This window comes from Burkholderia sp. AU17457 (assembly GCF_002223255.1).
GTDB lineage: Bacteria > Pseudomonadota > Gammaproteobacteria > Burkholderiales > Burkholderiaceae > Burkholderia > Burkholderia sola.
The window spans coordinates 526851-540595 of the sequence record NZ_NKFB01000006.1 but is presented as its reverse complement, the minus strand read 5'-3'; the positions used below and the strand labels follow the sequence as shown (position 1 = coordinate 540595).

At 65.6% G+C, this 13745-nt stretch carries 12 protein-coding genes; 9 read left to right on the top strand and 3 right to left on the bottom strand.

Annotation, left to right across the window (positions count from 1 at the left end; genetic code table 11):
* The first annotated feature begins 314 nt into the window (after positions 1 to 314).
* From tssK to tssE, 6 genes are all read left to right on the top strand, one after another.
* The gene (gene tssK, locus CFB49_RS29360; protein WP_069617561.1) at positions 315 to 1667 is read left to right on the top strand and encodes a type VI secretion system baseplate subunit TssK; all 1353 of its coding nucleotides are present in this window, start codon (positions 315 to 317) and stop codon (positions 1665 to 1667) included.
* Positions 1664 to 2395, top strand: a complete 732-nt coding sequence (locus CFB49_RS29355) for a DotU family type IV/VI secretion system protein (RefSeq protein WP_069617560.1) — start codon at positions 1664 to 1666, stop codon at positions 2393 to 2395. The genes tssK and CFB49_RS29355 overlap by 4 nt, the downstream gene beginning before the upstream one ends.
* 83 nt (positions 2396 to 2478) lie before the next feature.
* Positions 2479 to 4113: an OmpA family protein gene (locus tag CFB49_RS29350; RefSeq protein ID WP_089493073.1), complete on the top strand. Its 1635-nt coding sequence runs from the start codon at positions 2479 to 2481 to the stop codon at positions 4111 to 4113.
* Positions 4114 to 4221: 108 nt separating this feature from the next.
* Positions 4222 to 4707, top strand: coding sequence for an Hcp family type VI secretion system effector (locus CFB49_RS29345; protein ID WP_069617558.1), 486 nt, complete (start codon positions 4222 to 4224; stop codon positions 4705 to 4707).
* A gap of 136 nt (positions 4708 to 4843) precedes the next feature.
* Positions 4844 to 7567, top strand: a complete 2724-nt coding sequence (gene tssH, locus CFB49_RS29340; RefSeq protein ID WP_089493072.1) for a type VI secretion system ATPase TssH — start codon at positions 4844 to 4846, stop codon at positions 7565 to 7567.
* Between the two features lie 15 nt (positions 7568 to 7582).
* The gene (gene tssE / locus CFB49_RS29335) at positions 7583 to 8008 is read left to right on the top strand and encodes a type VI secretion system baseplate subunit TssE (RefSeq protein WP_089493071.1); all 426 of its coding nucleotides are present in this window, start codon (positions 7583 to 7585) and stop codon (positions 8006 to 8008) included.
* Positions 8009 to 8091: 83 nt separating this feature from the next.
* Here tssE and CFB49_RS29330 read toward each other — a convergent pair whose 3' ends face one another.
* A complete protein-coding gene (locus CFB49_RS29330; protein WP_089493153.1) occupies positions 8092 to 8985 on the bottom strand; it encodes an NAD(P)H-binding protein in 894 nt (297 codons plus the stop codon).
* A gap of 134 nt (positions 8986 to 9119) precedes the next feature.
* A complete protein-coding gene (locus tag CFB49_RS29325) occupies positions 9120 to 10043 on the bottom strand; it encodes an AraC family transcriptional regulator (protein WP_069617555.1) in 924 nt (307 codons plus the stop codon).
* 193 nt (positions 10044 to 10236) lie between these two features.
* Here CFB49_RS29325 and CFB49_RS29320 point away from each other — a divergent pair, with 193 nt between their 5' ends.
* A complete protein-coding gene (locus CFB49_RS29320) occupies positions 10237 to 10431 on the top strand; it encodes a hypothetical protein (RefSeq protein WP_089493070.1) in 195 nt (64 codons plus the stop codon).
* A gap of 22 nt (positions 10432 to 10453) precedes the next feature.
* Here CFB49_RS29320 and CFB49_RS29315 read toward each other — a convergent pair whose 3' ends face one another.
* Positions 10454 to 11407, bottom strand: coding sequence for a LysR family transcriptional regulator (locus tag CFB49_RS29315; protein ID WP_089493069.1), 954 nt, complete (start codon positions 11405 to 11407; stop codon positions 10454 to 10456).
* Between the two features lie 100 nt (positions 11408 to 11507).
* Here CFB49_RS29315 and CFB49_RS29310 point away from each other — a divergent pair, with 100 nt between their 5' ends.
* Positions 11508 to 12866, top strand: coding sequence for an NAD(P)/FAD-dependent oxidoreductase (locus CFB49_RS29310; protein ID WP_089493068.1), 1359 nt, complete (start codon positions 11508 to 11510; stop codon positions 12864 to 12866).
* Positions 12867 to 13128: 262 nt separating this feature from the next.
* Complete coding sequence (locus CFB49_RS29305; RefSeq protein ID WP_089437441.1) at positions 13129 to 13563, top strand: phosphatase; 435 nt, start codon at positions 13129 to 13131, stop codon at positions 13561 to 13563.
* Positions 13564 to 13745: the final 182 nt, after the last annotated feature.

Below are 13745 nucleotides of genomic sequence, written 5' to 3'. Positions count from 1 at the left end.
AAATTTCGGTCGAGCCGAATGACGATACTCAAAGCGACCGGCAATTCCGCCGCACTTCCTTGTTACACGGCGACTCATGCGTTTCCAATCGATCGCGTGCCATCGTTTTCCGCGCCTCTCACATTCGTCCACGCAACCATATATCCCAAAAATAACCACCCGACCGATTGTGAAATTCGTTCACACTTCACACCTTTCAATTAGTAAACCGAACAATATGGTTATTCGAAAAATTGGTTGCACGTTCAAAAAGAGGTCGTGTATAGGTTACGCCCTTGACCCGAATAACGAACAAACAAACCACACGAGAGACCATGCGAATCGCGAAGCCGCTATGGCACGAGGGCCTCATCCTGACCCAACAGCATTTTCAGCAACAGGATAGATGGGCTGAATTTGCGCTACGTCAGTACGCCTGCACGGCTGTCGCACAGCCATGGGGAACGCTTGCCGTCGAGGTCGACGAAGAAGCGCTGTCGACAGGGCGCCTGAAACTCGCTGGCCTGCGGCTGTGTTTTCCGGACGGCACGCCGATCGATACGACCGTCGCCGATACGCTGCCGCCGGCGCGCGATCTGACGCAAGGCGTGCCAGCGGACATGCAGAGCGTCGTCGTGTTCGCAGCGCTCGCGTTGCCGGATGCAAATGGCAGCAACTGCCGTTTCGACGAGACGTCACTCGCCCGCCCGCGGCGCGCTTACCGTGAATTCGTCAAGGTCACGGACCTGAACGGGACCGCCGAAGCCGAAATCGCAGTCGAACGGCATGCAGTACGGCTCGTGTTCGACTTCGAGTCGCACGCCGACGACACGGTCTGTGCGATCGCGCGACTGACGCGCGGCGCCGGCGGCCAGTTCCAGGTCGATCGACACTTCGTGCCGCCGTGCCTGACGCTCGCCAGCCATCCGCTGCACGTCGAGCGAATCAATCGTCTGACGGACATCCTTCACGCCAGGACCCTCGCGCTCGGTACGCGTCGTAGCGAGCGCTTGACCGACGTCGCGGAATACGGCGTGGCCGACGTGCAACTCTTCTGGCTGCTTCATTGCATCCACGCGGCATGGCCGCAGTTGCGACTGTTCGCCACGCATCCGAGCCGCCCTCCGGAGCATCTGTACACGGCACTCGCGCAACTGACGAGCGCGCTGATGACGTTCTCGACCGAAGCGGAGCTCACCGACATTCCGGTGTACGACCATGTGCACGCCGACGAGGTATTCGCGAAACTGGAATCGCTGATCCGCACGCTGCTCGACGCCATCATTCCGTCAAGAGTCGTGTCGATCGGCCTCATCCGCAAGGGGCCGACCACGTGGACCGGCCAGTTCCTCGACGAACGGATCGTCGCGGATTCCGTCGATTGGTATCTGTCGGTCAGCGCGCCAATGCCCGCATTCGAACTGGTCGAGCAGTTTCCACGGCTATGCAAGATCGGCGCCCCCGACGACGTCGAACACATCATCAATTCGGCCTTGCTAGGCGTCCCGCTCAAGGCCGTCCAGCGCGTGCCCGGCGCGATCCCGGTGCGTCTGGACAATCACTATTTCGCGCTGGACGCGTCCAGTGCCGTGCACGCGAAGATGCTCGCCGCGCGAGCCTGTCAAATCTATCTGCCCGCGTCGATACCGGACGCGTCGCTCGAACTCTACGCTGTGTTGCGTTCATGAATGCCCTGACCTCCAATCGAAGCGACACCGCCCTGCTGCCGAACGCGACGGGCGCCGGCAACCCGCACGGCGACCGGATGCGCGATCTGCTGCGCGACACCGCACTGCTCGCGACGACGCTGGCCTCCGGCGGACAGACTCAGGACGCGGTCGCGTTGCGTGCTCGGTGCAAGCAGCTGGTCGAGCAATTTGCGAGCGCGCTGCGGCACCGAGGCTTTTCGGACGACGTGCGCAACGACGCACTGATTGCCCAATGCGGGCTGCTCGACGAGGTCGCGCTGCGGCACCTTCCCGGGGAATTCCGATCCGCATGGGAGCGCGAACCGCTGCAAGTGGAACAATTCAACCTGCATGAAGCCGGTGAGCGCGTATTCGAGCGCCTGGACATCCGGATGAGCGAGCCCGCCCCGCCCGTCGCTTTGCTCGAATGCTACTCCGCCATCCTTGGGTTGGGATTCGTCGGCCGGTACGCGCGCGACGGTGAAGCCAAGCGGACTGCATTGATCGCGGCGTTGAATGCAAGACTGGAAACGTTGCGGCCCGCCCTGGATCAGCCGTTCATCACAGATCGCGCGGGACGCCGTGTGTCCGACTGGTTCTACCGGCTGTCCCCGTGGGCGATCGCGGGGCTCACCTGTGCCGCGGCCGCGATCGTATGGGGTATCTGGTCGGCCGCGCTCGACGGGCAGCTCGCGCATCTCGTGGCGGCAAAAGCCGTTCGCCCGTGAGATCCGCCCCGCCTGTTCGGTCCGCGGAATCGAAGCGGCCACCTGACTGCACGCACGAAGGCCTCGGCTATCCGTCGCGGCTCATGGTCGCGTTCGCAACCGTGTTGGCGTTCGCGGTGATCTGGCTGGTACTTCCGCTCGGCTCCGGCGCCGCCTGGGCACTTTCGGCCATTGCCGGGACTGCCGCCTTCGCGCTGATGCTCTGGTGTACGCGCAAGCTTGCCCGCGCGCGTCGCCGGGGCGCACATGTGCTGACCGCGCTGGGCGAAGCGACGGCCGACATTCCGGTGACGCTGCGCACACGCATGCCGCTCGTGCTGGTGACCGGCGATAGTCTGCCCGCGCTGTTCGACCGTGCCGGAGAAGTCCGGCACGCACACGTGGGCGACGGCGGCATCTGGCTGCGCGTCGATCGCCCTCAGGATCTGCCGCGCCTGGCCGTTGCGGTCAGGCAGTGGCGCGACGGGCGAGCCCCGGACGGCGTCGTGCTGTCGGTCGCGCCTGCGCTGCATGCGGAAATCGACACGCTGACCCACAACCTGCGTGCCGTACGGCAGGCCGTCGCCGATGCCGCCCGCGTGCTGGGTACGCGACTACCGGGCTATGTCGCGGTCTACCAGCGGCTCACCACCGGCCGCGTCGACCCCTCGACGCCAGAGTGGTACGGCGTGTCGTCGGCCGCCCGCATGGCGGTCGGCGAACGTTTCGAATCCGTGGTCCGCGCGGCGGAAAACCAGGTCCAGCGCGCGGCCGGCGATTGCGTCGCGGCGGCACGCGCCGCCGCGCTGGCCTCAATCGTCGGCTGGACGCAACGCGTGATTGTCGGCCCACTGACGGACCGACAACAGCCGGCGGCACCATGGGCGCTGTTCGGCACCGGCTGGATCGACTGCGGACCGGCGAGTACGCCCCGAAACCTGTGGGAACGCGATGTCGAAATGCGGACGCACGTGGCGCGTGTCAACGCCATCGCCTCGCCGACGCCGTGGCCGCTCCCGCAGTCGCTGATCGAAGCGATGCCGCGACGATACTGGATGTCTCCGCGCCGGGCCGCCACGGGCCACGCACTCGCCGTGCTCGCCTGCGCCGCTGCCATCGCATTCTGGGGTGCGGCCAGGAACAACGAAGCGCTGCTGGATCGCATCGCCGCCGATCTCGCCCGCTATTCGAATATCCCGGCAAAGCACGACGCGGCAAAGCGGGACGCACTGCAGGCGCTCGTGGCCGATCGCGATCAACTCGATCGCTACGCGCGCACCGGTGTTCCGCTGCGCTTGTCGTTCGGCATGTATCGGGGCGCGCACTTGATGCCCGTGCTGAACAGCGCGATCGCCTCGTACGAGCCGCCGCCACCTCCTCCTGCTGTCGTCTCGCTCGACAGCATGTCGCTGTTCGACAGTGGCAAGGCGCTGCTGAAGCCCGGGTCGAACCGTGCGATGGTCGGCGCACTGGAGATGATCCAAGCGCACCCCGATAAACGCATCCTCGTCGCCGGCTACACCGACAACGTGGGCAATCCGGACAGCAACCTGAAGCTTTCGGCCGCCCGCGCGCAAGCCGTGCGCGACTGGCTGGTCGACGCATCCGGTATTTCCGCAACCCGGTTTGCGATTCAAGGCTACGGCATGACGCGCCCGCTCTCGAGCAATGACACGCCTGACGGACGCGCGAGAAACCGTCGCGTGGAAATTACCCTGGTACCCGACACGGGAAGGTAGCGATCCAGGTTCAGCCCCCGAAGCAACCCGCTTCGGGATTCTCAAGCTCAGGGGCTCGCTCCTGGCGAGTTTAGTAGTGCGTACAGTGAAATATAAAGGAGCAAGGCAATGGCAATTCCGGCCTACATGTGGCTCAAGGACGACGGCGGCGCCGACATCAAGGGTTCGGTGACGGTTCAGGAGCGCGAAGGCAGCGTCGAACTCGTCGCATTCGATCACGGCGTGCATATCCCGACCGACGGCAATACCGGCAAGCTGACAGGCACGCGCGTCCACAAACCCATCACGCTGACGAAGGAAACCGACGCGTCGACGCCGTATCTGTACAAGGCCGTGACGAGCGGCCAGACGCTCAAGTCGGTCGAGATCAAGTGGTACAAGATCGACGACGCGGGCAAGGAGAAGGAATACTTCAACACGAAGCTCGACAACGTGAAGATCGTCGCCGTGAATCCGGTCATGCACGACATCAAGAATCCGGCCTACGAGAAGCACAACCACCTCGAAAACGTGGAGCTTCGCTACGAAACGATCACCTGGTCGTACAAGGACGGCAACATTATCCACAAGGACACCTGGAACGAGCGGTCCTGATCCCTATCGATGGTCGAACCGCCGGCTCCTCGCGCGGTTCCTTTGCCAGCCTGGCCGGGTCAGGCTGGCCTTCATGTTCTCGAGACCCAGTCCGGCCAACGACTGCGCGTCGCCCCTCCCCTCTTCGGACATCGACATGACCCCGCGCGACACGACCCACCTGCTCCGCCGACTCAATCCGCACTGCGCGAAGGCGCTCGAAGCGGCCGTGAGCTTATGCCTGACGCGTCTCGCGGATGAGATCACCGTCGAGCACTGGCTGCTGAAACTGATCGAGGCCGGCGACGGAGACATCCCGGCGATCTTGCGGCATTACAGTATCGACCTCGACATCGTCTGGGATGCGCTGCTCGCATCGATCGAACATCTTCCACGTAATCTTCGGGGCAAGCCGGCATTGTCTCCGCAACTGGCGACCGTGCTGCAGGACGCATGGGTGCGCGCAGCGTCCGAGACAGACGACGCGACCATCCGGTCTGGCGATCTGCTGCAGGCGATCGTCGATCGACCCCACGTACTGCGTGCGCAAAACGCGTGGCCTCTGCTGTCCGTCAGCAGCACGCAGATCCAGCGCGTCCTGCCGCGTCTTGCGCATCGTTCATGCGAGCGCTCGCACGCGAACGATGTCGAAACCGGTGCGGATGACCCTCCGTTCGTCCCCGTAGCCAATCAGACGCCGGAATCGGCCGCACCCGTCGCGGCAGCAACGCTCGCGCCCCGGCGAACGACGGACGGTGATGCCCTTTCCCGCTTCGCGATCGATCTGACGGACAAGGCTCGACGCGGCGCGATCGATCCGGTATTCGGCCGCGATCGCGAAATCCAGCAGATGGTCGACGTGCTCGCGCGTCGGCGCAAGAACAATCCGATCCTGGTCGGCGAGCCCGGCGTCGGCAAGACCGCACTCGTCGAGGGGCTCGCGCTGCGCGTCGCCGAGGCAAGCGTCCCGAACGTGATTCGCGACGTGCGCATCCTGACACTCGATTTGGGCCTGCTGCAGGCCGGTGCCGGGGTGAAAGGGGAATTCGAGCAACGCCTGAAGAACGTCATCGACGAGGTTCAGTCTTCACCCGAACCGATCCTGCTCTTCATCGATGAGGCGCACACATTGATCGGCGCGGGCAATGCCGCCGGCGGCGCCGACGCCGCGAACCTGCTCAAACCGGCGCTCGCGCGCGGCGAACTGCGGACGATCGCGGCAACGACATGGTCCGAGTACAAGGAATTCTTCGAGCGCGACGCCGCGCTCGAGCGCCGCTTCCAGATCATCAAGGTCGGCGAACCCGACGACGATGCGGCCTGCCTGATGTTGCGAGGCCTGAAGAACCGCTATGCGGAATATCACAACGTGCACATTCGGGATGAAGCGCTGACCGCGGCAGTGAAACTCTCTCGACGCTATATTCCGGCGCGTCAGCTGCCGGACAAGGCGGTCGATCTGATCGATACCGCTGCCGCACGGGTGCGAATCGGACTTGAATCGCCGCCAGCGGAACTGCAGCGTGCGCGCGCCGCTGTCTCCGCCCTCGAACTCGAACTGGCGACGCTCGACGCGGACGCGCAGGCCGGTATCGATGACGTTGCGCCGCGGCGTGTAGCGCTGGAGCACGCGCTGACCGACGCGCGGAACATCCTGACCGGCCTGCAGGCGCGCCATGTCGGCGAACTCGAGCTGGTTCGCCTCGTTCACCAGCGTCGGGAGGAGATCGCCGAAGGCGGCTCGGCATCCAGCCACGGCCAGCTCGATGACATCAAGCGCCTACTGGCCGACCGGCAAGGCAACGCCCCGCTGATCTCCGTCGATGTCGATGCAGCGGCCATCGCGCGTGTCGTTGCGGAATGGACGGGTGTGCCGGTCGGCAACCTCGTCGAAGACGAATTGCTGAGCCTGCTGAACCTCGAACAGCAATTGGCGACGCGCGTGGTCGCACAAGACGATGCGCTGGCTGCGCTCGCGGAGAGCCTGCGCACCGCGAAGGCGGGCCTGAAGCATGAACATGCACCACTCGGCGTCTTTCTGCTCGCAGGACCATCGGGCGTCGGCAAGACCGAAACGGCGCTGGCCCTGGCCGACCTGCTGTTCGGCGGCGAGGCCGCGCTCACGACGATCAACATGTCGGAATATCAGGAAGCACACACGGTGTCGCAACTGAAAGGCTCGCCACCAGGCTATGTCGGCTACGGCCGCGGCGGCATCCTCACCGAAGCCGTGCGGCAGCGGCCGTACGGTGTCGTGCTGCTCGATGAAGTCGAAAAAGCCCACCGCGACGTGCTCGACATGTTCTATCAGGTGTTCGACCGCGGCATGATGCGCGACGGCGAAGGGCGCGAGATCGACTTCCGCAATTGCGTGATTCTGATGACGTCCAATCTCGGCAGCGCACGGATTGACGAGATGACCGCCGACGATCCGCAGATTTCCCAGGCGGCGTTGCTCGAGGCGATCCACCCGCAGCTTGTGGCGCACTTCCAGCCCGCGCTGCTCGCGCGCTTCCAGTCGCTGGTCTATCGGCCGCTCGATGCCGCCGCACTCGCGTCGATCGTGCGGCTCAAGCTGTCGAAGGTTGCCGACCGCCTGCGCCGGCAACACGGCGTCGAGCTGGCGTGCGACGAATCCTTGATCGACACGATGGCCGAGCTTTGCCTCGCGCGCGAGTCCGGTGCGCGCAACGTCGATGCGTTCCTCAACCAGCGGATTCTGCCGAACGTGTCGCGTGAACTGCTAGCGCGGATGGCTGCCGGGGCCGCGCCGGAAAGGATCGTGCTGTCGAGCTCGGCCGAAGCGAGCGTGACGATCGATTTCATTGACCGGAACAACGCCGCGGCGGGCGCGGCGAAGCCGACCCGCGCGACCGCGTAACCGGAGGCCAGGACCATGCAGGCGCGCCCCTCTCTCCACGACATGCTGCTGGGCCAGATCGGCGGTGAGCCGCTCGATGCCTACGACGACCGAACACTCGAGTGCATGAGCGTCCAGCAGAATGTGCAGCGCATCCTGAACTCGCGTGCCGGCGCGCTGAAGCATCTGCCGGACTATGGTCTGCCGGATCTGACGAACATTTACAAGGCGCTGCCCGCGTCAGCCCACATGCTCAAGCAGCAGATGGAGGCGACACTCCTGAAATATGAGCCTCGTATCCGCTCCATCGACGTCGCCATCCTCGAAAACGACGATCCCGGCGTGCTGGTGAGCTTTGAAATGACTTGCCATCTGAAGAAGGCCGGACTCGTGCGGTTCGGCACGTATTTCGAGCCGCCCGGACGTATGTGGTTGAAACGCCGGAGTACCGGGCACGATTAAAAGTGCTCCCCGAGGTCCGGACCGGTTTCGCGACTTGCGAATCCCGGTCCATCGAAATCGACGCCAGATGCCGGTTACCTGCGTCACGCCGTCGCCGCATGCGCGCGCACTAGAACAGCAAGCGCCTCCTCCGGCGTCGTCGTCCCGTACACCCGCTCCGACACGTCGGCCTCCACATCGATCACCCCTGCGTTGTGCACATCGTACAGATCGACGATCAGCTGCGCATGACGTTCGCTGAGCCCGGCACGCAACAGCACCGCGTTCCACGTATCGCGCGGCAATTCGTGCGCGACGATCGAGCGGCCCGCCGCCGCGCCCAACGTATCCGCGATCGCCGTCACGCTCACCCGCCGCGGCCCTTCGACGCTGACGATGCGCGGCCCGCTCCCGCCTTCCGGTGCATCGAGCAGCAGCCGCGCCCCGACGACGCCCACATCGGGCGCCCAGACCGTCGGAAACGCCTTGCCGACCGGATGGTGGAAGCTCGGCAGCACGCCGGTGCCGAGCGCGACCGGCAGCACACGCGCCCAGTTCTGCAGATGCTCGGCCGAGCGCAGCAGCGTCAGTCGAGTGGGGATCGGCTTCAGCCGTTCCTCGAAGTCATGGAACAGACGCGTGATACCCGTATTGCCTTCAAGCTCCGCGCCGTAGTCCGACAACGCAAGCAATGCCGGCGGCGGGTTCGCGGCGAGCGCGGCGGTCGCTGCATCGATCGTCCGTGTCATTGTCGCGGCCGGATCGGGATCGGCGGTCGGCACCGGGCACAGTATCTGCACGGCCTGCGCGCCGTCGATCACCGCGGCGATCGCGTTCGCGTCCGTCAGGTCCGCGATCGCGACATCGCAGCCGAGCTGCACGAAACGTTCACGATGGCGTGGGTCGCGCAGCACCGCGCGCACGGCATGGCCTGCGTCGCGCAAAGCTGTCACGGTCGACCGGCCCACGTTGCCGGATGCTCCGAAGATCACGAACACGATTCGCTCCCGATGGATGAAAGTGTTGTGATTGTCGGCATGCGAGGCCGGGAAAGCGCGCACGGACGGATGAGTCGAACAGGAAAGGATGACGCGATGCAAGCGCAGGCTTGGCCCGCGCATTCGTCGTCACGCTAACGACGCGAAGGCTTCCCGCCATCCTCACCGTCATAAGCCAGCCGCAACCCGCCCCGCGCGCCCGACCGCGCGATCTCCGTCGGCGTCGCCCCAAGCACGCGGTTCATCCAGTTCGCCATGTGGCTCTGATGCGCAAACCCGGCTTCCAGCGCGATCTGGCTGATACTGAGCCGCCCTTCGAGCAGCAGCGCCTTCGCGCGCTCCACCCGGCGCCGCACGACGTACTGGTGCACGGGCATCCCGAGCGTTTCGCGGAACAGCACCTTGAAATGCGGCACGCTGATCGACACGAGCGCCGCCAGTTCGGCCAGCGTCATGCGCCGGTCGAGATTCGCCTCGACATAGTCGATCACGCGCGCCGCGGCCTTCGGCGCCAGCGTGCGCCGGCGTTCGCGAAACGCCGGCTGGCCGTCGACCAGCCGTGCGACGAGCGCCGTGCACAGGCTTTCCGCGTAGAGCGGATCCGATGCGTCTTCCGCTTCGAGTTCGGCGGCCATTGCCCACGCGATGTGCTGCAGCCGCGGGTCGCGCACCTGCAGCCGCCGGCGGATCTGCGCGTGCGACGGCTTCAGTTCGAGCTGTTCGACGGTGCGCCGCACGAACGTGTCGCTGAGCGCGATGTGCAGGATCCGGCAGTCGGCGCTGTCGGTCCACTGGCCGGGCAGGCCGGCCGGAATCACGTCGACGTCGCCGTGCGCCTGGATGCGCGACACGCGCTCGCCGTCGCACACGCAATCCGCGCGCACCGGTGCGCCGATATGCACGCCGATCCGGTGGTGCTCGGCCGCCGGAATCCGGTACGTGCCCGCGCGAATTTCCAGCAGCGACGCGCCGAAGCCGCGCCAGCCGAGCCCGCGGCTGGAGCGCAGGCTGACGGGGACGCCGTTGTCCGTCGGCGCGGCAAGAATCGGATCGCTCATTGATGGTCTCCACCAGATCAGGTGCCGAACGCGCATTGTGACGCGTTTCGGGCCGGCGTGCCGGCCGTGCGCGGCCGCCGTCGAATCAAGCAGAAAAAGATCATCCGTTTCTGCTCGGGACGATCCTTGCGTGCGCGCCGGCGGGCGCCCCGAAGCCTACGATCGCGTCATCCGACACCTACGGAGCCCCGTCATGCCCCAATACTGCCCGCTACGCGCGGCGTTCATCGCGCCCTCGCCGTCCGCCGCCCGCCCTTCATCCGGCCCCGACTCCCGCATTGGCCGCACCGCCATCGCCATGTGGTGCCTGCGCGTCGTCGGCGGGTACCGGCTCGAACGGCTGCTCGCGTCGATTCCCGACAGCAACGACGACTTCGGGCTCGTCTGACCGGCCGGTCGACACACTCGATCTATTTGCGTCGCCGCTCGTGCGACGCCACCGTCGCGCCGTCGATCACCGGCGCGCCCTGCTTGATCAGGAAGTCGCGGAACAGCCCCGTCACCTGCGAGATCCGCCGGTCGGCGAGCGTGACGACATACCATTCGCGCTCGATCGGATTGCCGGGAAACGGCAACTGCCCGAGCAGCCCGGTCCGCAGTTCGAGCGCACACGCGTGCAACGACAGGAAGGCGACGCCGAGGCCCGCTTCAGCCATCTGCTTGATTGCCTCGTTGCTGGACAGTTCGGATCCGACATGAAAGCGATAGCCCGCGTTCTTGAACAGGCTCTCGACGGTCGAGCGCGTACCCGCGCCACGCTCGCGCACGAGGAGGTGCGCGGATTCGAGATCCTTCAGCGCGACGCGCTTGCGCTGCATCAGCGGATGGCCGGGCGCCGCGACGAACACCATCGGATGCTTCGCGAACTCGACCGCGTGCGTGCGCAGTTCCTTCGGCGCGCTGCCCATCACCGCGAGATCGATTTCATGCGTCGCGAGCATGCGGATGATGTCGTCGCGGTTGCCGACCTTGAAATACGTCTTCACGTGCGGACGCGTCGCGGTGAATTTGACGAGCAGCGGCGGGATCAGGTATTCGGCCGTCGTGATCGCGCCGATCCGCAGCGTGCCGCCGAGATCGCCCGTCAGCGCGGCCACTTCGTCGCCGGCCTCGCTCCACAGGTGCAGGATCTCGCGCGCGTAGCGCGCCACGATCTCGCCGGCCGCGGTCAGCTGCACGCCACGCCCTACCCGCTGCAACAACGCGGCGCCCGCGGCCTCCTCGAGCAGGCGAACCTGCAGCGACACGGCCGGCTGCGTCAGGTTCAGCTCCTCCGCCGCGCGCGACACGCTGCCGAGCCGCGCGATCATGTCCAGCGCCTTCAACTGCCGGAACGTCGCGGTCTTTCCTATAAGTGAATACATATGAGTCGCTTATAAACATTAAATTGTTCGACTGGATACGAAACTATATCGTCGGTTCTTGAGCAATGTCATCCGAATCGTCATTCAGCGGGAGCCCAACATGGACAACACCACGCCCACCCTTGCAACGGACCGCGCACCGCGCGTGCCGCGCATCGTGATCGTCGGCGGCGGCGCCGGCGGCCTGCAGCTCGCGACGCGCCTCGGCGATACGGTCGGACGCCGCGGACAGGCCGACGTCGTGCTCGTCGACCGCTATCCGACGCACTTCTGGAAGCCGCTCTTGCACGAAGCCGCATCGGGCCATCGCGATCCGGCTTCCCACACGATCGAATACGCAGCGCAGGCGAAGCGCCACGGCTTCCGCTTCGTGCAGGGCGCGCTGCAGCGGGTCGATCGCGCGGCGCGCACGGCGACGATCGCGGCCGTGCACGATGCGGACGGCACGGAAATCCTGCCGCAGCGGGCACTCGACTATGACGATCTCGTGCTGGCGGTCGGCAGCGTGACGAACTTCTTTGACGTGCCGGGCGCCGAGCGTCACGCGCTGCCGCTCGAAAACCTCGACCACGCCGAGGATTTCCGCCGCAAGTTCCTTGCCGCCTGCACGAAGGCAAATCACGTCGCCGAGCAGCAGCCCGCACGGCGCGCGGCGCCCATTTGCATCAACGTGATCGGCGCGGGCGCGACGGGCGTCGAACTGGCCGCCGCACTGCGGCACGCGATCCAGCAACTGACGACGTATCGCTTCAAGGCGCTGGTGTCCGCGCGCGACGTGCACATCCGGCTGATCGAAGGTGGCCCGCGCATCCTGCCGGCGCTCGACGAACGGCTGGCCGGCAAGATGCACGCGCAGTTGCGCACGCTGAACGTCGACGTGCTGACCGATACGCGCGTGGCGGAAGTCGGTGCGGACGCCGTGACGACCGCGACCGGCGAACGGCTCGCGAGCGACATCACGATCTGGGCAGCCGGCGTCGCGGGCCCCGCGATGCTGCGGAACATCGGCGACATCGCGCTCAACCGGTCGAATCAGGTGATCGTGACCGACACGCTGCAGACGCCCGACGATCCGCACGTGTATGCGTTCGGCGACTGCGCCGCGTGCCCGTCGACCGGTGCAAGCGGGTGCCTGCCGCCGCGTGCGCAAGTCGCGCACCAGCAGGCCGTGTATCTGGTCAACGCATTGGCGCGCCGCATCACCGGCAAGCCGGTGGCCAGCTTCACGTTCCACGACGCAGGCACCGTCGTGTCGCTCGGGCAGGCGGGCGCCGCGTATCAGGCGGACATCGGCGTGCGCTCGCGCTCGCTGATCGTCGACGGGCTCGCGGCGATCGGGCTGTACAAGTTCCTGTATCGCAAGCACCTGTTCAGCGTGGTCGGCATGAAGCGCGCGCTGTTCCAGTCGCTGAGCCACTGGCTGCAAAGCCGTAACCAGCCGTCGATCAAGCTGCATTGATCGCATCGGTTCGCGCACGGCATCGCAACGCGGCATATCGGGCGGGCATCGCTCGATATGCCGTTTTTTTATATGCATATGCTCGATGCATTCACGATGCGCGACACGCAGCCCGCGCCCGCTCTGGCTTGCCACCTCATTCATTAGTCGAATCGTATGAGTCGGCTAAAAATATTAATTGGTCGCGTTTTCCGGATCGACGCTAAGGTGTGTGGCATTCCCGTCGGCGAACGGATCATCACGTTTCTGAAAAGGAATCACCGTGGTCATCGAAGCCATCGTCACCCGTCTCGACGCAGCATTCGCGCAAATCGAAGCAACCCCGGATTCGCGCGAATCGCGCCATCAGCGCGATGCAATCATCCAGTGGCTCGACCGCGCATCGGAAGAGGGCTATCGGCTCGGCCTCGTCACGACGCTGCCGGCCGCGCGGCTCAACGACATGTTCGAAGGCCAGTTCGGCCGCGCGAACCTCGACCGTTTCTCGGTCGTTGTCACGGATACGAATCAACAGGACTCCGGATCGAATCAGCATCCGTTCGATGTCGCGCTGCAAGCGCTCGGCGTGCCGCGCGAGCGCGCGGTCGGGATCGCGAGCAGCGAACCGGAACGCCGTGAAGCCGAGCATTTCGGGCTGTCGCGCTGCGTGAACATCACCGATACGGTGCGCTCGATCGCGTCGGCCGGGCTGCACTGAACGCCGGCACACGGGCCGGCCGCGGCCGGCCATCCACGTCGATCCGGCGGCGATCCGACGATTGCCCGACCGCATCCTGACATTCTGCTGTCAAAGTCGCTTGCAACACTTCGGGGCTCGACTACCTTCCCCCGAAGACGGGACGACGCACATGCGCTTCGTCCCGTCCGTTGCCCGCCACG

What these genes read in the sequence shown, in the direction of transcription:
- tssK (WP_069617561.1), top strand. Translation starts at nt 315, where the DNA reads ATGCGAATCGCGAAGCCGCTATGGCACGAGGGCCTCATCCTGACCCAA.
- CFB49_RS29355 (WP_069617560.1), top strand. Translation starts at nt 1,664, where the DNA reads ATGAATGCCCTGACCTCCAATCGAAGCGACACCGCCCTGCTGCCGAAC.
- CFB49_RS29350 (WP_089493073.1), top strand. Translation starts at nt 2,479, where the DNA reads ATGGTCGCGTTCGCAACCGTGTTGGCGTTCGCGGTGATCTGGCTGGTA.
- CFB49_RS29345 (WP_069617558.1), top strand. Translation starts at nt 4,222, where the DNA reads ATGGCAATTCCGGCCTACATGTGGCTCAAGGACGACGGCGGCGCCGAC.
- tssH (WP_089493072.1), top strand. Translation starts at nt 4,844, where the DNA reads ATGACCCCGCGCGACACGACCCACCTGCTCCGCCGACTCAATCCGCAC.
- tssE (WP_089493071.1), top strand. Translation starts at nt 7,583, where the DNA reads ATGCAGGCGCGCCCCTCTCTCCACGACATGCTGCTGGGCCAGATCGGC.
- CFB49_RS29325 (WP_069617555.1), bottom strand. Translation starts at nt 10,043, where the DNA reads ATGAGCGATCCGATTCTTGCCGCGCCGACGGACAACGGCGTCCCCGTC.
- CFB49_RS29320 (WP_089493070.1), top strand. Translation starts at nt 10,237, where the DNA reads ATGCCCCAATACTGCCCGCTACGCGCGGCGTTCATCGCGCCCTCGCCG.
- CFB49_RS29315 (WP_089493069.1), bottom strand. Translation starts at nt 11,407, where the DNA reads ATGTATTCACTTATAGGAAAGACCGCGACGTTCCGGCAGTTGAAGGCG.
- CFB49_RS29310 (WP_089493068.1), top strand. Translation starts at nt 11,508, where the DNA reads ATGGACAACACCACGCCCACCCTTGCAACGGACCGCGCACCGCGCGTG.